An 18,216-nucleotide genomic window follows, 5' to 3' on the forward strand; every position below is an offset into this window, starting at 1 on the left:
TCAGCAGTCCAGTGGGTTGCGTTTTTCCGGGTTGATGCCGAACTTGGCGATGGCTTCAGCCACCACTTTAGGTTCGATGTCACCACGGTCAGCCAAGGCTTCCAGGGCTGCCAACACCACGAAATGACGGTCTACTTCGAAGAAGTGACGCAGCTTCTTGCGGCTGTCACTGCGGCCGAAACCATCGGTGCCCAGGACTTTGAATTCCTTGGACGGGACCCACTGACGAATTTGTTCAGCGAACAGCTTCATGTAGTCGGTAGAGGCAATGACCGGACCTTTACGACCGTTCAGGCACTCTTCGACGTAGCTCAGCTTAGGCTTCTGGCCAGGGTGCAGACGGTTAGTGCGTTCAACGGCCAGGCCATCGCGACGCAGTTCGTTGAAGCTGGTAACGCTCCATACGTCGGCGCCGACGTTGAACTCTTCACGCAGGATCTTCGCCGCTTCACGGACTTCACGCAGGATGGTGCCGGAGCCCATCAGCTGAACGTGGTGCGCCGCTTCGCGGGTGTCTTCCTCGAGCAGGTACATGCCTTTCTTGATGCCTTCTTCGGCACCGGCCGGCATGGCTGGCTGCTGGTAGGACTCGTTCATTACGGTGATGTAGTAGAAGACGTCCTGTTGCTCTTCGGTCATCTTCTTCATGCCGTCCTGAATGATCACCGCCAGCTCGTAGCCGTAGGTTGGATCGTAGGTGCGGCAGTTCGGGATGGTGGCAGCCAGCAGGTGGCTGTGACCGTCTTCGTGTTGCAGGCCTTCACCGTTCAGGGTGGTACGGCCGGCGGTGCCGCCGATCAGGAAGCCACGGGTACGGCTGTCGCCAGCGGCCCAGGCCAGGTCGCCAATACGCTGGAAGCCGAACATCGAGTAGAAGATGTAGAACGGCAGCATCGGCTGGTTGTGGCTGGAGTACGAAGTACCGGCAGCGATGAAGGAGCTCATGGCGCCCGCTTCGTTGATGCCTTCCTCGAGGATCTGGCCCTTCTGGTCTTCCTTGTAGAACATCACCTGGTCTTTATCGACTGGCTCGTAGAGCTGGCCGACGGAGGAGTAGATGCCCAACTGACGGAACATGCCTTCCATACCAAAGGTACGGGCTTCGTCCGGGATGATCGGTACGATACGCGGGCCGATTTCCTTGTCCTTGACCAGTTGCGCGAGGATCCGCACGAAGGCCATGGTGGTGGAAATTTCACGGTCGCCCGAGCCGTCCAGGATCGCCTTGAGGGTGTCCAGTGGAGGGGTCGGGATGTTGAAGCTCTTGGCGCGACGCTGAGGCACGAAACCGCCCAGTGCGGTGCGGCGCTCGGCCAGGTAACGGGCTTCGGCGCTGCCTTCTTCCGGTTTGAAGAATGGCAGGTTCTCCAACTCTTCGTCCCTGACCGGAATGTCGAAACGATCGCGGAACAACTTCAGGCTGTCGACATCGACTTTCTTGGTGTTGTGCGCAGTGTTTTTCGCTTCGCCAGCACCGGTGCCATAACCTTTGATGGTCTTGGCCAGGATGACAGTCGGTTGTTCCTTGTGGTTGACCGCTTCGTGGTATGCCGCGTAGACCTTGTACGGGTCGTGACCGCCACGGTTGAGCTTCCAGATCTCGTCGTCGGACAGATCGGCAACCATCGCCTTGAGTTCTGGCGAGTTGAAGAAGTGTTCACGCACGAACGCGCCGTCTTTGGCTTTGTAGTTCTGGTACTCGCCGTCGATGACTTCGTCCATGCGGCGTTGCAGGATGCCGTCGACGTCCTTGGCCAGCAGTGGGTCCCAGAAGCGGCCCCAGATGACTTTGGTCACGTTCCACTGAGCACCGCGGAACACGCCTTCGAGTTCCTGGATGATCTTGCCGTTGCCGCGAACCGGGCCGTCGAGGCGCTGCAGGTTGCAGTTGATGACGAAGATCAGGTTGTCCAGCTTTTCGCGGCCGGCCAGGGAGATCGCGCCCAGGGATTCCGGCTCGTCGCACTCGCCGTCGCCCAGGAAGCACCAGACTTTCTGTTTGCCTGGCTGGATGAAGCCACGGTGTTCCAGGTACTTCATGAAGCGTGCCTGGTAGATCGCCTGGATCGGACCCAGACCCATGGATACGGTCGGGAACTGCCAGAAGTCAGGCATCAGCCAAGGGTGCGGGTAGGACGACAAGCCCTGACCGTCGACTTCCTGGCGGAAGTTGTTCATTTGTTCTTCGGTGATGCGGCCTTCCATGAACGCACGGGCGTAAACGCCTGGCGAGGTGTGGCCCTGGAAGTAGATCAGGTCGCCGCCATGTTCGTCGGTCGGGGCCTGGAAGAAATAGTTGAAGCCGATGTCGTACAGGGTTGCGCTGGAGGCGAAGCTGGAGATGTGACCGCCCAGGTCAGAATCTTTCAGGTTCGTGCGCATCACCATGGCCATCGCGTTCCAGCGTACCAGCGAGCGAATGCGGCGTTCCATGAACAGGTCGCCAGGCATGCGTGCTTCGTGGGTAACGGGAATGGTGTTGCGGTATGGCGTGGTGATGGCGTAAGGCAATTGCGAACCGCTACGGGTTGCGAGTTCGCCCATACGGGTCATCAGATAGTGAGCACGGTCTTCGCCTTCTTTGTCGAGAACCGATTCCAGGGCGTCCAGCCATTCCTGGGTTTCGACGGGATCGAGGTCTTGCATGGCTTGCTCCAGGGCGGAAAGGCTTCCAGAATCGGTTGCCTGAGTTTGCGACTGGCCTTGTGGGCAGACGATATAAATTCTTGGATTGCCGATAGGTTGTTCCGGCGGCGTGTAGTTTTACTACAAATCTTCGGGCATTTCAGCCTTTCGAATGTATAGACGAGTAGTAAAACTACAGATGATTGGCTTGTGGCCTCCGGCTGCGTTGTGAGAATAATCGTTAAGGTTGGTCTTTTGCCAATCGAAAAAGGTGGAAGCTTGATGACCGCTGCCAAAAATAAAGAAATTTCAGCTATTTCTAACCTTTGTTCGACAGTCAGTCACGTAGCGTGTTTTCACGAATCACTACATGCAGCCCTTCACACGCCGATCAAGGATAGACCATGAGCCTCCCTTCGCTTGCCGAACTGCCCGATGGGCTCCTGCCGTTAGTCACCCGCGCCGAGCAGTCGTTTCGTACGACGGTCGGGGTTCTTCCCGATGACCATGGCTTGTCTGCCTGGACGCCTGAGCGCTGGGCGCAATTTGCCCGCGTCGCCGCTGCCAGCGACTTTGTGATTGAACAGAGTCTGCGTGACCCTTTGATGTTGCTGGAACTGGTGCAGTCCGGCGAATTGGACCGCGCCTTGGCGCCGGGCGAGTTGTGCGCACAGATCGCCACGGCGGTGAGCGCCGCCGAAACCGACGACCAGCTAGGCCGTGCCCTGCGCCGCCAGCGTAATCGTCACCAGGTGCGGATCATCTGGCGCGACCTGACTCGCCAGGCCGATCTGGTGCAGACCTGTCGCGACCTCTCGGACATGGCAGATGCCAGCATCGATCAGGCCTATCAGTGGTTGTACTCGCGGCATTGCCAGCAGTTCGGTGTGCCCACCGGGCGGCGCAGCGGCGAGCCGCAGCAGATGGTCATCCTCGGCATGGGCAAGCTCGGCGCGGTGGAGCTGAACCTGTCGTCGGACATCGATCTGATCTTTGCCTACCCCGAGGGCGGCGAAACCGTCGGCGTGAAACGTTCGCTGGATAACCAGGAGTTTTTCATTCGCCTCGGCCAGCGTCTGATCAAGGCGCTGGACCCGATGACTGTCGACGGTTTCGTGTTCCGCGTCGACATGCGCCTGCGGCCTTATGGTTCGTCCGGCGCTCTGGTGCTGAGCTTCAATGCGCTGGAACAGTATTACCAGGATCAGGGCCGCGACTGGGAACGCTACGCGATGATCAAGGCGCGGGTGGTGGCTGGCGATCAAGTGGCTGGCGCCCAGTTGCTCGAGATGCTGCGGCCGTTCGTTTACCGGCGTTACCTGGACTTCTCGGCCATCGAAGCGCTGCGCACCATGAAGCAGTTGATTCAGCAGGAAGTCCGGCGCAAGGGCATGGCCGACAACATCAAGCTTGGCTCCGGCGGCATCCGTGAAGTCGAGTTTATCGCCCAGGCCTTCCAGCTGATTCATGGCGGTCGCGACCTGAGCCTGCAGCAGCGTCCTCTATTAAAAGTACTGAGCACCCTGGAAGGGCAGGGCTATCTGCCGCCAGCGGTGGTCAGCGAACTGCGCCAAGGTTATGAATTCCTGCGTTACACCGAACACGCGATCCAGGCGATTGCCGACCGCCAGACCCAGATGTTGCCGGACGGCCCGCAGGATCAGGCGCGCATTGCCTTCATGCTCGGGTTTGCCAACTGGACGGCATTCCACGAACAACTGATGTACTGGCGTGGTCGGGTGGCCTGGCACTTTGGTCAGGTGATTGCCGATCCCGATGAAGAGCAGGGCACCGAGAGCGAAGTGGTGGTCGGCGGGGAATGGCTGCCGCTGTGGGAAGAAGCCCAGGACGAAGAAGCCGCGTGCCGCCAGCTCGAAGAGGGCGGTTTCGCCGATGCCGCCAAGGCGCTGAAAGCATTGGCCAGTCTGCGCAGCAGTCCGCAATTGCGTGCCATGCAGCGCCTGGGGCGGGAACGCCTCGATGCTTTTATACCGCGCTTGCTGGCCCAGGCCGTGGAACACGCCAATCCCGATCTGGTGCTGGAGCGCGTGCTGCCACTGGTTGAAGCGGTGGCGCGGCGTTCCGCCTATCTGGTGCTGCTGACCGAAAACCCCGGTGCGCTGCGCCGTCTGCTGACACTGTGCGCGGCGAGCCCGTGGATTGCTGAACAGATTACGCGTTTCCCGTTGCTGCTCGACGAATTGCTCAACGAAGGCCGGCTATTCAAGCCACCACTGGCGCCGGAACTGGCGGCCGAGTTGCGTGAGCGTCTGACCCGGATTCCCGAAGACGACCTCGAACAACAAATGGAAGCCCTGCGGCATTTCAAACTGGCGCACCGCTTGCGTGTCGCAGCTTCGGAAATTGCCGGTAGCCTGCCGTTGATGAAAGTCAGCGATTACCTGACCTGGCTTGCCGAAGCGATCCTCGAACAAGTGCTGGCCCTGGCCTGGCGCCAGACGGTGGCCAAGTACGGGACACCGCTGCGCACCGATGGCAGCGTGTGCGACCCTGGATTCATCATTGTCGGTTACGGGAAAGTCGGCGGCCTGGAATTGGGGCACAGTTCGGACCTGGATCTGGTGTTCATCCATGACGCGGATCCGCAAGCGGAAACCGACGGCCCGAAACCCATCGACGGCGCACAGTTCTTTACCCGGCTCGGGCAGCGGATCATTCACTTGCTGACGGCTCAGACCAACTCCGGTCAGCTATATGAAGTGGACATGCGCCTGCGGCCATCCGGTGCTTCCGGTTTGCTGGTGAGTTCATTGGGCGCGTTTGCCCGGTATCAGGAAAACGAGGCCTGGACCTGGGAGCACCAGGCACTGGTGCGGGCGCGGGTGCTGGTGGGCAGTCAGGATGTCGGCCAGGCGTTCGAGAAGGTTCGCGCGACGGTATTGGCCAAATCGCGGGACCTGTCGACCTTGCGCCAGGAGGTCAGCGAGATGCGCGCCAAGATGCGCGATAATCTCGGCAGCAAGAGCACGGCGGCAGGCACGGCGGCAAATGCCTTCGAAGCCACGGCGCCGTTCGATCTCAAGCAGGACGCTGGAGGTATCGTCGATATTGAATTTATGGTGCAATACGCGGCTCTGGCGTGGTCTGAAACACATCCGTCATTGCTGCGCTATACCGACAATATCCGCATTCTGGAAGGGCTGGAGGAGGAAGGGTTGATACCCGCCGAAGACGCCAGCCTGTTGCGTGAGGCCTATAAAGCCTACCGCTCCGCCGCTCACCGGGAGGCCTTGCAGAAGGACTCCGGGGTAATACCGGGCGATCAGTTCGTGGATGAGCGACGGCAGGTCATGCGGATCTGGCGTGAGCTGGGGTTAAGCTGAAGCTGACAAGAGTGTGGCGGGCTTTTGTGGCGAGGGAGCTTGCTCCCGCTGGAGTGCGAAGCGCTCCCCATATCAGATTGTGCGGTCTGCCAGATGAAAACGCAGTGGCAGTTTTGGTGCTGCTTCGCAGCCCTGCGGGAGCAAGCGCCCTCGCCACAGAGGGTTATGCTAACTAACATGGATGTGTATTAAATTTATTCGACGAGCCCCAACCGGCTCGTCCAAATGACCTGGCGGCTCACCCCGCAGGTGCTGGATTCTCGAGGCGGGGAGGCGTATGCCTCCCCGGTTCGTTTTTGGAAACCACATGAAAATTCTGATCGTTGGGCCCAGTTGGGTCGGTGACATGGTGATGGCGCAGACACTTTTTCAGTGTCTCAAACAACGCCACCCGCAGTGCGAAATCGACGTGCTGGCCCCCGAGTGGAGCCGGCCGATCCTCGAGCGCATGCCCGAAGTACGCCAGGCCTTGAGTTTCCCGCTCGGCCACGGCGTGCTGGAGCTGGCGACGCGTCGGCGCATCGGTAAATCCCTGGCCGGTCAGTACGACCAGGCCATCCTGCTGCCCAATTCGCTGAAATCGGCCCTGGTGCCCTTTTTTGCCGGCATCCCGAAACGCACCGGCTGGCGTGGCGAATTCCGCTACGGCCTGCTCAATGATGTGCGCACGCTCGACAAAGAGCGTTATCCGTTGATGATCGAGCGCTTCATGGCCCTGGCCCATGAACCCGGCGCTGATTTGCCGAAGCCGTATCCACGGCCGAGCCTGCGGATCGACCCGGTGACTCGCGACGGCGCGCTGGCCAAGTTCGGCCTGGCCCTTGACCGTCCGGTGTTGGCGCTGTGCCCCGGCGCCGAGTTCGGCGAGTCCAAGCGCTGGCCGTCCGAGCACTATGCCAAGGTCGCCGAGGCGAAGATTCGTGAAGGCTGGCAAGTCTGGCTGTTCGGCTCGAAAAACGATCACGCGGTGGGCGAAGACATTCGTGGGCGGTTGATTCCGGGGCTGCGTGAAGAGTCGGTGAACCTCAGTGGCGGCACTTCCCTGGCCGAGGCCATCGATCTGCTGTCCTGCGCCGACGCGGTGGTCTCCAACGACTCCGGCCTGATGCACGTGGCTGCCGCGCTGAACCGCCCGTTGGTGGCGGTGTACGGCTCGACGTCGCCGGGCTTCACGCCACCGCTGGCCGAGCATGTCGAGATCGTGCGCCTGGGCATTGAATGCAGTCCGTGCTTCGATCGCACCTGCCGTTTCGGTCATTACAACTGCTTGCGCCAGCTCATGCCCACAGCGGTGAACGAAGCCTTGCAGCGGTTGCTGGGCACTGTGGTCGAGGTCAAATAGTTTGCGGGTACTGTTGATCAAGACTTCTTCGCTGGGCGACGTGATTCACGCGTTGCCAGCGTTGACCGATGCGGCGAGGGCGATCCCCGGCATCAAGTTCGACTGGGTGGTGGAAGAAGGTTTCGCCGAGATTCCAACCTGGCACCCGGCCGTGGGCAAGGTGATTCCGGTGGCGATCCGTCGCTGGCGCAAGAACATCTGGCAGACCATCAAGAGTGGCGAGTGGAAGCGCTTCAAGCAAAGCGTTCGCGCGACGAAATACGACTTGGTGATCGATGCTCAGGGCCTGCTGAAAAGCGCGTTGCTGACTCGCTATGCCAAAGCGCCGGTGGCCGGGCTGGACAAGAATTCGGCCCGCGAACCGATCGCGGCGCGCTTCTATTCCCGACGTCTGGCCGTGGCCCGTGGGCAGCACGCGGTTGAACGAGTGCGTCAGCTGTTCGCGTTGGCCCTGGGTTACGACTTGCCCAAAGGCCTGGGCGACTATGGTCTGAACGTCGAACGGCTGGTGGAGCTGCCGCGCAAGAATCCGTACGTGGTGTTTCTCCACGGCACCACCTGGGACACCAAGCACTGGCCTGAAGCTTATTGGCGCGAGCTGGCCGAACGGGTGGGCTATCTCGGCGTGGCGGTGAAGCTGCCGTGGGGCAACCCGGTCGAAAAGGCCCGCGCCGAGCGCATCGCCAAAGACATGAAACACGTCGAGGTGCTACCCAAGCTCAACCTGGCGGGTGTTGGCAAAGTCCTGGCCGGGGCGCAAGCCTGCGTGGCGGTGGACACCGGCCTCGGTCACCTGGCTGCGGCGCTGGACGTGCCGACGCTGTCGCTGTTCGGCCCGACCAATCCGGGCCTGACCGGCGCGTACGGCAAATCGCAGATTCACATGGCCAGCGACTTCCCTTGCGCACCGTGCCTGCAAAAGAAATGCACCTATCAACCGACGGCCGACGATCTCCGTCGGTTTGACCTGAAGCGCGAGTGGCCCCTGTGCTTCACGCGTCTGAATCCCGAGCGTGTCGCGAGCCGACTGAGCACGTTGTTACTGGCTGAGGAGCTGCGCTGATGCAATTGGCATTTGTCCTGTACAAGTACTTTCCCTTTGGCGGCTTGCAGCGCGACTTCATGCGCATCGCCCTTGAATGCCAGCAGCGCGGCCATCAAATTCGTGTCTACACGTTGATCTGGGAAGGCGACATCCCGCCGGGCTTCGAAGTGTTGGTGGCGCCGGTCAAGGCGTTCTTCAATCATCGGCGCAACGAGAAACTCACCGAATGGATGGAGGCCGATCTGGCCAAGCGTCCGGTGGACCGTCTGATCGGTTTCAACAAAATGCCGGGCCTGGACGTTTACTACGCCGCCGACGGCTGCTTCGAAGACAAGGCGCAAAACCTGCGCAACTCGCTGTACCGTCGCTGGGGCCGCTACCGGCACTTCGCCGAGTACGAACGCGCGGTGTTCGCCAAAGATGCCAAGACCGAAGTGCTGATGATTTCCGAAGTCCAGCAGCCGCTGTTCATCAAGCATTACGACACACCGCTGGCGCGCTTCCATTTGCTGCCTCCGGGCATTGCCCAAGACCGTCGTCGCCCCGCGAATGCGGATGAAATTCGCGCCGGGTTCCGCGCCGAATTCAACCTGAAGGACGATGAGCTGCTGCTGGTGCAGATCGGTTCCGGGTTCAAGACCAAAGGCGTGGACCGTAGCCTCAAGGCACTGGCCGCGCTGCCTGCCGAGCTGAAAAAACGCACCCGGCTGTTTGTAATTGGCCAGGACGACCCCAAAGTATTCCAGCTGCAGAGCGCCACATTGGGGCTTGGCGATAACGTGCAGTTCCTCAAGGGCCGCAGCGATATCCCGCGTTTCCTGCTCGGTGCCGATCTGCTGATCCACCCGGCGTACAACGAAAACACCGGGACGGTATTGCTTGAGGCCCTGGTGGCCGGGTTGCCGGTGCTGGTGAGCGAAGTGTGCGGTTACGCCCATTACATCGCCGAGGCCGATGCGGGTCTGGTGCTGGACGAACCCTTCGATCAGGCGCAACTGACTCAGTACCTGACCGGCATGTTGAACGACACTGATGCACGGGCGGCCTGGAGCCGCAACGGTCTGGCCTTCGCCGAGACGGCCGACCTCTACAGCATGCCGCAGCACGCGGCCGATGTGATTCTGGCGGAGCACGCTTAATGAAGTTGATGCTGGCTGAACCGTTCAAGAGCCTCTGGGCAGGACGCGACCCGTTCGCCGAAGTCGAGGGCCTCAAGGGCGAGGTGTACCGCGAGCTCGAAGCGCGCCGGACACTGCGAACTGAAGTGGACGGCCACGGGTACTTCGTGAAGATCCACCGGGGCATCGGCTGGGGTGAGATTTTCAAGAACCTGCTGACCGCCAAGCTGCCGGTGCTGGGCGCGGGCCAAGAGTGGAAGGCCATTGAGCGCTTGCAAGAAGTCGGCGTGCCGACCATGACTGCCGTCGCTTATGGCGAAAAGGGCAGCAACCCGGCGGATCAGCATTCGTTCATCGTCACTGAAGAATTGGCGCCCACCGTCAGCCTTGAAGATTTCAGCATCGACTGGGTCAAGCACCCGCCGGAGCCAAAGCTCAAGCGCGCGCTGATCGCCGAAGTCGCGCGCATGACCGGCATGATGCACCGCGCCGGGGTCAACCATCGCGACTGCTACATCTGCCACTTCCTGCTGCACACCGATAAGCCGGTGACCTGCGATGACCTCAAGTTGTCGGTGATCGACCTGCACCGCGCCCAGGCCCGCCCGACGATTACCCGGCGCTGGCGCAACAAGGACCTGGCGGCGCTGTATTTTTCGGCGCTGGAGATCGGCCTGACCCGTCGCGACAAACTGCGTTTCCTCAAGGGGTACTTCCAGCAGCCCCTGCGCCAGATACTGGTTGAAGAAGCCGGGTTACTGGCGTGGCTCGAAGGCAAGGCCAACAAGCTCTACGAGCGTAAACAGCGCTACGGGGATGCGCTCTGATGTCGGGTTGGACACTGGAGCCGGCTTACAGCGATCTGGCAGAAGATTTCGGCAGTCTTGATGCGGTGTTTGCCCTCGAGGGCGAGCAACTGACCCACGATCCGCTGTCTGAAGTTATTCGCGTCCAGCGCAAAGGCGTCAACTATTACGTCAAACGCTACGTCAGTGCCGGTAAAGGCCTGCGGCGCTACCTGGGCAAACCTCGGGTCAAGGCCGAATGGCAGAACCTCAAGCGTTTCGCCAAGTGGGGCATTCCCACCGCAGAGGTTGTGGCCTGGGGGTTGGAGCGGCACGGTGTGACGTACGCCCGTGGGGCAATGATCACCCGCGAACTGCCGCATACCGAAGACTTGTCGGTCCTGGCTAATCGGCATGATCCGAAACTGGCGGACCGCGCCTGGGTCGATACCGTCAGTCGCCAATTGGCCGGTTACACCCGGACCATGCACGACAACCGTTTCACTCATAATGATTTGAAGTGGCGCAACCTGTTGGTCGACGATGAGGCCAGGCTGTTCCTGATCGATTGCCCCAACGGCGATTTCTGGCGCGGCTTCTGGCTCAAATACCGCATCACCAAAGACCTGGCCTGCCTCGACAAGGTCGCCAAGTATCACCTGTCGGCCACCCAGCGCCTGCGCTTTTACCTGCAATACCGCCAATGCGCCCGGCTCGATGCCGCGGACAAGAAACGCATTCGGCACGTGGTGAGATTTTTTGAGGGACGCGAATGACTGATTTTCTGGCTGCTGAAGACCGTGCGCTGTTCGAGCGTCATGGTCTCGGCACCTTCGATGCACTTTGGGCCAAGCAGCTCGACGCGGTGGACGAGCCCAACACCGGTCGGGGTGGCTGGAGCAGTGTATTTCGGCTTGATCTGGACGGTCATGGCTACTACCTCAAGCGCCAGAGCAACTACCTGACGCGCTCCCGGCATTCGCCCTTTGGCGAGCCGAGTTTTGCCCGTGAATTTCGCAACATCAGTCGTTATCGGACACTGGGTATTCCGGCGCTGCAGGCGGCGTTTTTTGGTGAGCGCAAGGTCGACGGCGAAGTTCGGGCGATTCTGCTGACTCACGCGCTGGACGGTTGGGATGATCTGGATTCGCTGTTGCAGCGCTGGTCGGAGCTGAGCGCGATACAGCACTCGGCCATTCTCAAGGCCTGTGGGCAACTGGCGCGACGCCTGCATGGCAGGCGCCAGGTCCACGGTTGCTTTTACCCCAAGCACATTTTTCTTCAGGCCACCGGCGACGGCTATCAGGCGCAATTGATCGACCTGGAAAAAACCCGGCCGCTGTTTTTTGGCCGGCGTGATCGGATCAAGGATCTGGAGCCGTTGCTGCGTCGGGCGCCGGAATGGAGCGACAGCCAGCTGCGCGAATTGTTGGCGGTTTATCTGGATCAGCCGCTGAACGGTTCGCGGGTGGACCGTTGGGTGTCGCGCCTGAGTGCGCGGCGCAGTAACAAGGAGACGCGTTGATGCGTTTGTCCGAACTGAAAAACGCCGGCCGCAGCCCGAGCCTGCCGCTGAGCATTCCACTGGCCGATGCCGCGGGGCCTGCCGATTTGCAGTTGCTGAGTCTGCTGCGGGTGTTGCCGGGGCAGCGTTATGTGGGTGCTGGTGTCTGGCGCGGCCGGCCGGTGCTGGCCAAGTTGTTGGTCGGTGGCAAAGCGGCGCGGCATTTTCAACGTGAACTGGCCGGCGTGCGTTTGCTGGCCGCTCAAGGGCTGACCACGCCGTTGTTATTGGCCGATGGCCTCAAGGATGGCGAGGGCGGTTGGCTGTTGTTCGATTTCCTTGAGGGCGCCGAGAGCCTGGGGGATGCCTGGAAGCAGGTCGAGCACTTGCCCGCATTGGCGGATGAACAATCCGCGGTGCTGGCTGAGGCGTTGGGCGCCATCGGCCAACTGCACAGCAAAGGCCTGTGGCAGGAAGACCTGCACCTGGACAACCTGCTGCGTCATGGCGGCCAGTTATATTTGATCGATGGCGCCGGGATCTGCGTCGAAACGGCGGGCAAGCCGCTGTCGCAACAGAAAGTCCTGGAAAACCTCGGGGTGTTTTTCGCCCAGTTGCCCAAAGCACTGGAGCCCTTCACCGAAGAGTTGCTGGTGTATTACCTGCTGAGTAACGGCGAACACGCGTTGCCGATGGAGGCGTTGCAAAAACAGATCGACAAGGTCCGTCGCTGGCGTTTGAAGGACTTTCTGATCAAGGTCGGCCGCGAATGCACGCTGTTCAGCGTCCAGCGTGGTGCGTTCGGCTTACGGGCGATTCGCCGTGAGGAAGAGGCCGCGATGCTGCCGGTGCTGGCACAGGCCGACGCCTTGCTCGATCAGGGGCATCTGTACAAGACCGGCGGCGCGGCGAGCGTCGGTAAGGTCGAGGTGGCCGGGCGCACATTAGTGGTCAAGCGTTACAACATCAAAGGCTTTACCCACTGGCTCAAGCGTTTCTGGCGCCCGAGCCGCGCCTGGCACTCATGGCGCGAAGGCAATCGCCTGGCGTTCCTCGGTATTGCCACGCCAAAACCATTGGCGTTGCTGGAGAAGCGTTTTCTCTGGCTGCGCAGCCGGGCGTACCTGGTGACCGAGTATTTGCCGGGGCCGGACATCATCGAGCGCTTCGCGCCGTACGTTGAGAGCGGGGACGCGCCAGAGGCTGAGCTGCAGGCTCTGGATTACCTGTTCGCCGAGCTGATTGGCGAGCGGATCAGCCATGGCGATTTCAAGGGCCATAATCTGTTCTGGCAACAGGATCGCTGGGCGCTGATCGACCTGGATTCGATGTGTCAGCATGGTTCGCTCAGCAGCTTTGCCCCCGCGTATGCGCGGGATCGGGCGCGGTTCATGCGCAACTGGCCCGAGAGCAGTGCGCTGTACCAAGTGATTGATCAGCGTCTGCCCAAAGATATTTCTGGCGCTGCTTGAAGCGGGTCTTCGACCCCATCGCGGGCTTGCCCGCGATGGCGCCAGATCAGTCTCCCGAGATCTGGCGGACAAGTTCTTGTGAATTGTCCTACGTGATCTGCAGAGCCCATGAACTGTGCCCTGAATAGCCACGATGCTAGTTTGCCTGACGTTCTCGGAGGGCAGATTTTGACGATAAAAATGGCTGTGATGTTGAGCTCTTTTTCACTGGCGCTGTCTGGCTGCGGGACCGCTGTCACGGTGCTGCAGGATGATGAAGAGGCCGCCCGTGGCCTCAGAAAGCAAAAGACCTACTGTCAGTCCATTCCTCGCATCTACAGCGGTCTGGCTCACGACTTTTGTCTCCTCCATGCGCCACCCGATCCCACGGGTATTCTGGTGCCGTTCGTATTGCTGGATTTGACCCTTTCGGGTGTATTCGACACGGTTTTCTTGCCCTATACGATTTACCGGCAGGCTGCCGACGGAAATATCAGGATTTACTGGCGACGGGGTCGCGGGTAATCCTTTTGTATTCCGACGTGTCAGTGCTCCACCTAACGCACCTGGCTCGAAAAACAAAGGGTAAATAGCTCGTGTCGACCCCGATCTTGCCCTCTCAACAGTTTTTTCTTTTTGAAAACGAAACCTCAACTAATGTTGAAGCGAAAAAGCTTTCACCTCCGTTCGGGAGGTACAGCGATTTCATTATCTATGTGGATGAGAGCGGCGATCATGGGATGCAAACATTAGATCCAAACTATCCAATGTTTGTGCTGGCATTTTGTATGTTTCATAAAAGACATTATTGCGAGAGGGTTATTTCTGCCCTTCAGAAGTTTAAATTCAAGCGTTTTGCGGTCAGGGCAAGAAAATCGTGCCTTTGACGTACTCAAGCGCAAGTTCTATTGCAGTGGTGGGCGTAATAATGTTGGGGAGGGTTTCGAGAACTGGGGTTTAAAGATTTTCCCTCTCTCAGAAAGCGAAAAGCCCCGGTGAAACTCACCGAGGCCACAACGCCGACCGGGATCCCCCAGTCCATTTGCGCAGGAGTCTATGTCGAGGTCCTTCATCTGTCAACGCGCCAGCTTGCCACTTCCCGCTAGAGGCTTGCCGGCGCTTTTAAGCTATAATCCCGCCCTTTAGCTGTCTCTCGCCCCTTGCGAGGGCACATTAATTTTTGAGGCGCGTTGCGCCTGCATGCAGACTAAAGAGGCTAGACCCCTGTGGCATTGACGATTCTTGGCCTGTCCGGCGCCCTTAGCCATGATCCTTCCGCAGCCTTGTACATCGACGGCAAGCTGGTCGCGGCGGCTGAAGAAGAGCGTTTCGTGCGTGATAAACATGCAAAGAACCGCATGCCTTACGAATCGGCGAAGTTCTGCCTCGAACAGGCTGGCATCAAGCCATCCGACGTTGATGTGGTGGCGATTCCGTTCGCGCCGATCAGCCTGTTCGGCAAGGCTCGCTGGCACTACGCCAAGCGTTACTGGTACGCCCCGGACCGCGCCCTCGATGCGATCCTGATGGGCAACCGTCGCTACAAGCGTTATCGCAACAAGATTGTCTGGTGCCTCGAGCAACTGGGCTTCGATCCGAAGAAAATCAAGATCGAGCCGGTCGAGCACCACCTGGCCCACGCCTCCAGTGCTTATCACTGCTCCGGTTTCAAAGAGAAAACCGCGATCCTGGGGATCGACGGCAAGGGCGAGTACGCTACGACCTTCTTCGGTTATGGCGAAAACGGCAAGATCCACAAGATCAAGGAATTCTTCGATCCGGACTCCCTCGGCGGCTTGTACGGCGCGATCACCGAGTTCCTCGGTTTCGAGATGCTCGACGGTGAATTCAAGGTCATGGGCATGGCGCCTTACGGCGATGCCAGCAAATACGATTTCTCCCGTCTGGCCTCGTTCGAGAACGGCGAGCTGGTGATCAACACCGACTACGCCAACGTCATCGGCCTGCGTCGTTATAAAGAGAAGGGCAAGGGTTTCTACTTCTCGCCGAAGCTGATCGAGTGGCTGGGTCCGAAACGTGAAGGCGATATCGCCGACGAGCCCTACATTCACTACGCCGCGAGCATGCAAGCGCTGTTCGAGAAACTGGCGTTGCAGATGATCGACCACTACCTGGGCGATGTGCTCAAGGAAACCGGCAAGCTGGCCTTCGCCGGTGGTTGTGCGTTGAACGTCAAGCTGAACCAGAAAATCATCGCCCGCGACGACATCAAAGAGCTGTTCGTCCAGCCTGCGTCGGGCGATGCCGGTACCGCGGTGGGTGCAGCGGCTTATGTGTCTCATGCCCGTGGTGTACCGGTCGAGAAGATGGAACACGTCTACCTCGGCCCGTCCTACAGCAATGAAGATGTGATCGCGGCCTGCGCCCGTCACGCCGACAAGCCCAAATGGCGCAAGCTCGACAATATGCCGGAGCAGATCGCCAAAATCATGGTCGATGGCAACCCGGTGGCCTGGTTCCAGGGCCGCATGGAGTTCGGTCCGCGTGCCTTGGGCGGTCGTTCGATCATTGGCTGCCCGAGCGTGGCCGGCGTGGCGGACCGTATCAACCATCAGATCAAGTTCCGCGAGCGCTGGAGGCCTTTCTGCCCGTCGATGCTCGACACTGTTGCGCCGCAAATGATCAAGATCGATCACCCGGCACCGTTCATGACCTTCACCTTCGAAGTGGCTGAAGAGTGGAAAACCCGCGTGCCGGAAGTCGTCCATGAAGACGGCACGTCCCGGGCCCAGGTGCTCAAGCGCGAATACAACCCGCGCTACTACGACATGATGAAGGCGTTGGAAGTACTGACCGGCAACGGTGTGTCGCTGAATACTTCGCTCAACCGTCGTGGCGAGCCGATGATCTGCTCGCCGACCGACGCCTTGAACATGTTCTTCGGTTCCGACCTGCAGTACCTGATCATGGAAGACATTCTGGTGGTCAAAGAAGGCGCGGACGCTTATGACTCGCTCGGCTGAACGCCATGTGCTGCAGTTCTGTCACGGCTATGACGGGCCGTTTCTGGACTGCGCCCGGCAGTACGCCAGCCTGTTCGCGGGGACCGGTTATCGCGTGACCACGGTGTTCCTGACCGGGGCTGCCGATAGCCAAGTCGCCGCGAACTGTGCGTCCGACGAGGTGCTGTTCATGGAGTACAGCTCCAAGGCCATTCGTGGCCTGAAGCTGGGCGCCATCGGCGATCTGCGCAAGATCGCCGCATCGCGCAACTTCAGTTTCTGCATCGCTCATCGTTTCAAACCGATCTACATCGCCCTGCTCGGCACTTCGTTGCCGGTGATTGGCGTGCATCACGCGTTTGGTGATTACCAGCGCCGCACCCGCAAGCTGTTCGCGCATATTTTCCGCAAACGCCTGAGCCTGCTCGGCGTCTCCGACGCGGTGCGTGACGACATGCGCCGTTGCTTGCCGAAATGGCCGCAGGAACGGATTCAGACGCTCTATAACCGGATTGATGTGCAGGCGTTGCAGGCCAGCCAGGTGTCGGTTCGCGAGGCCCGGGAAACCCTCGGTCTGTCGATGGATGCCTGGATTGTCGGCAACGTCGGGCGCCTGCATCCGGACAAGGATCAGACTACGTTGTTGCATGGTTTTGCCACGGCATTGCCGGGGTTGCCGGCCAACAGTCAGCTAGTGATTCTGGGCAGCGGTCGGCTGGAGCAGGACCTCAAGGCCCTGGCGCGTGAACTGGGTATCGGCGATCGCGTGCTGTTCCTCGGCCAGGTGCCCGAGGCGCGTCGCTACTTCCGTGCTTTCGATGTGTTTGCCTTGAGTTCCGATCATGAACCGTTCGGCATGGTATTGCTGGAGGCCATGGCCGCCGGTGTGCCGTTGCTCGCCACCGCGTGTGGTGGCGCCAGAGAAGTGGTCGAAGGTGTGGGCATTCTATTTCCGCTGGGCGATGCCGGGCACCTGGCTCAAGGGCTGCAACATCTGGCCGCGATGGACGAGCAGCAACGCCGCCAGTGCGCCGAGCTGATGTTCGACCGCTTGCGTGAGCGCTTCTCCGATCGCGCGGTGCGCGATGCTTTCTGGCATTTGCCGCACGTTACCGAACTGGCACCGAGGGGCTGATGCTCAACCGATTTCAAGGCTGGCGCGAGCGTGGCTGGGTGCAGGTCGACGCCTCGACTTATGCACAAACCTGGCAGCGTTTTGGCGGCAGCGTCGCGACTCATCCTCTGGTAGTCGAACGTCTGGCACAGTTGGCCGACATCCCGGTGCGTTACCTGGCTTGGGAGCAGGACGGCGAAGTGAAAGCCGCCATCCCGACCTGGGGGCGCGACCTGGCGCTGTCCAAGGACGTGCTCAAGCGCACGGGTAAAAAGGGCCTGTTCGACCTCGGCAATGCCGAACTGATTCTGCCGGCCGCTGCCGATGCCCAGGCACCGCTGCGCCATCGGGGGCGTTACCTGTCGGCGCTGAGCGAAGGTCGTTTTACCGGTATCAAGCTGCAGACAGAACAACTGGCGCTGGCCCGCACGCCTGAAGAGCTGTCGAAAAAGTTTCGCTACAACCAGCGCCGCGAGTTGCGTCTGCTGGAAGAGGCGGGCGGCGTGGTGAGGCCGGTTACCGAGTTTTCCAGCAGCGAACTGGCGGCGATCTATTGCGACCTGTTCCAGCGTCGCTGGGGCTTTCCGGCCACCGGTGCCGAGCGCATGGGCGAGGTGATCGAGTTGTTGCGCGAGTTGCTGATTGGCTCGGTGATTTTCCTCAACGACGCACCGATTGCGACTCAACTGGTGTACCGCGTCGAGGCGCCGGAGTGGATCAGTGTCGAATACGTCAACGGTGGTGTCGATCCCGAGACCCGCGAATTCAGCCCGGGCAGCGTGCTGAGCTTCCTCAACACCCAAAGCGCCTGGGAACATGCACGCGCGTTGGATAAACCCCTACGGTTTTCCTTTGGTCGAACCGACCGTGAGTACAAGGACCGTTGGTGCAATTCTGTGCCGGTCTTCACGGTATGAGCCAACCC

The 18,216-nt window shown here is 60.2% G+C and carries 14 protein-coding genes; 13 read left to right on the forward strand and 1 reads right to left on the reverse strand.

From position 1 onward, the window contains the following. On the reverse strand, nucleotides 1-2,646 hold the full coding sequence (gene aceE, locus PSH69_RS02225) for a pyruvate dehydrogenase (acetyl-transferring), homodimeric type (RefSeq protein ID WP_305410913.1): 2,646 nt from the start codon (nucleotides 2,644-2,646) through the stop codon (nucleotides 1-3). 383 nt (nucleotides 2,647-3,029) lie between these two features. On the opposite strand from aceE, the gene glnE reads away from it, so the two are divergent. The 13 genes from glnE (at nucleotide 3,030) to PSH69_RS02290 (ending at nucleotide 18,208) form a co-directional block, all read left to right on the forward strand. Beyond that, complete coding sequence (gene glnE, locus PSH69_RS02230; RefSeq protein ID WP_305410914.1) at nucleotides 3,030-5,969, forward strand: bifunctional [glutamate--ammonia ligase]-adenylyl-L-tyrosine phosphorylase/[glutamate--ammonia-ligase] adenylyltransferase; 2,940 nt, start codon at nucleotides 3,030-3,032, stop codon at nucleotides 5,967-5,969. A 307-nt stretch (nucleotides 5,970-6,276) separates the two neighbouring features. Further along, nucleotides 6,277-7,311 (forward strand): lipopolysaccharide heptosyltransferase II, encoded by a 1,035-nt coding sequence (gene waaF / locus PSH69_RS02235; RefSeq protein WP_305410915.1) that lies wholly within the window; start codon nucleotides 6,277-6,279, stop codon nucleotides 7,309-7,311. Nucleotide 7,312: 1 nt separating this feature from the next. Beyond that, on the forward strand, nucleotides 7,313-8,374 hold the full coding sequence (gene rfaC / locus PSH69_RS02240) for a lipopolysaccharide heptosyltransferase RfaC (RefSeq protein WP_305410916.1): 1,062 nt from the start codon (nucleotides 7,313-7,315) through the stop codon (nucleotides 8,372-8,374). Further along, nucleotides 8,374-9,495 (forward strand): glycosyltransferase family 4 protein, encoded by a 1,122-nt coding sequence (locus PSH69_RS02245; protein ID WP_305410917.1) that lies wholly within the window; start codon nucleotides 8,374-8,376, stop codon nucleotides 9,493-9,495. Before rfaC ends, PSH69_RS02245 begins: the two co-directional genes overlap by 1 nt. Further along, nucleotides 9,495-10,301, forward strand: a complete 807-nt coding sequence (rfaP, locus tag PSH69_RS02250) for a lipopolysaccharide core heptose(I) kinase RfaP (RefSeq protein ID WP_019582161.1) — start codon at nucleotides 9,495-9,497, stop codon at nucleotides 10,299-10,301. Before PSH69_RS02245 ends, rfaP begins: the two co-directional genes overlap by 1 nt. After that, nucleotides 10,301-11,035 carry a lipopolysaccharide kinase InaA family protein gene (locus PSH69_RS02255; protein WP_018928556.1) on the forward strand — a complete coding sequence of 245 codons (735 nt, stop codon included), beginning with the start codon at nucleotides 10,301-10,303 and terminating at the stop codon, nucleotides 11,033-11,035. Before rfaP ends, PSH69_RS02255 begins: the two co-directional genes overlap by 1 nt. Then, nucleotides 11,032-11,784: a lipopolysaccharide kinase InaA family protein gene (locus tag PSH69_RS02260; protein WP_305410919.1), complete on the forward strand. Its 753-nt coding sequence runs from the start codon at nucleotides 11,032-11,034 to the stop codon at nucleotides 11,782-11,784. Before PSH69_RS02255 ends, PSH69_RS02260 begins: the two co-directional genes overlap by 4 nt. Then, the gene (locus PSH69_RS02265) at nucleotides 11,784-13,235 is read left to right on the forward strand and encodes a lipopolysaccharide kinase InaA family protein (RefSeq protein ID WP_305410920.1); all 1,452 of its coding nucleotides are present in this window, start codon (nucleotides 11,784-11,786) and stop codon (nucleotides 13,233-13,235) included. The genes PSH69_RS02260 and PSH69_RS02265 overlap by 1 nt, the downstream gene beginning before the upstream one ends. A gap of 168 nt (nucleotides 13,236-13,403) precedes the next feature. Then, on the forward strand, nucleotides 13,404-13,739 hold the full coding sequence (locus tag PSH69_RS02270) for a YceK/YidQ family lipoprotein (protein ID WP_305412774.1): 336 nt from the start codon (nucleotides 13,404-13,406) through the stop codon (nucleotides 13,737-13,739). Nucleotides 13,740-13,810: 71 nt separating this feature from the next. Beyond that, entirely contained in the window at nucleotides 13,811-14,101 is a 291-nt protein-coding gene (locus PSH69_RS02275) for a DUF3800 domain-containing protein (protein WP_370695226.1), read from the forward strand. Between the two features lie 339 nt (nucleotides 14,102-14,440). Then, on the forward strand, nucleotides 14,441-16,198 hold the full coding sequence (locus tag PSH69_RS02280) for a carbamoyltransferase (RefSeq protein WP_018928552.1): 1,758 nt from the start codon (nucleotides 14,441-14,443) through the stop codon (nucleotides 16,196-16,198). Continuing rightward, on the forward strand, nucleotides 16,182-17,312 hold the full coding sequence (locus PSH69_RS02285) for a glycosyltransferase (protein WP_096481313.1): 1,131 nt from the start codon (nucleotides 16,182-16,184) through the stop codon (nucleotides 17,310-17,312). The genes PSH69_RS02280 and PSH69_RS02285 overlap by 17 nt, the downstream gene beginning before the upstream one ends. After that, a complete protein-coding gene (locus PSH69_RS02290; protein WP_018928550.1) occupies nucleotides 17,312-18,208 on the forward strand; it encodes an antimicrobial resistance protein Mig-14 in 897 nt (298 codons plus the stop codon). Before PSH69_RS02285 ends, PSH69_RS02290 begins: the two co-directional genes overlap by 1 nt. The last annotated feature ends 8 nt before the right edge of the window (nucleotides 18,209-18,216 follow it).

Origin of the sequence: Pseudomonas sp. FP1740 (genome assembly GCF_030687165.1) — a bacterium.
Taxonomy (GTDB): domain Bacteria; phylum Pseudomonadota; class Gammaproteobacteria; order Pseudomonadales; family Pseudomonadaceae; genus Aquipseudomonas.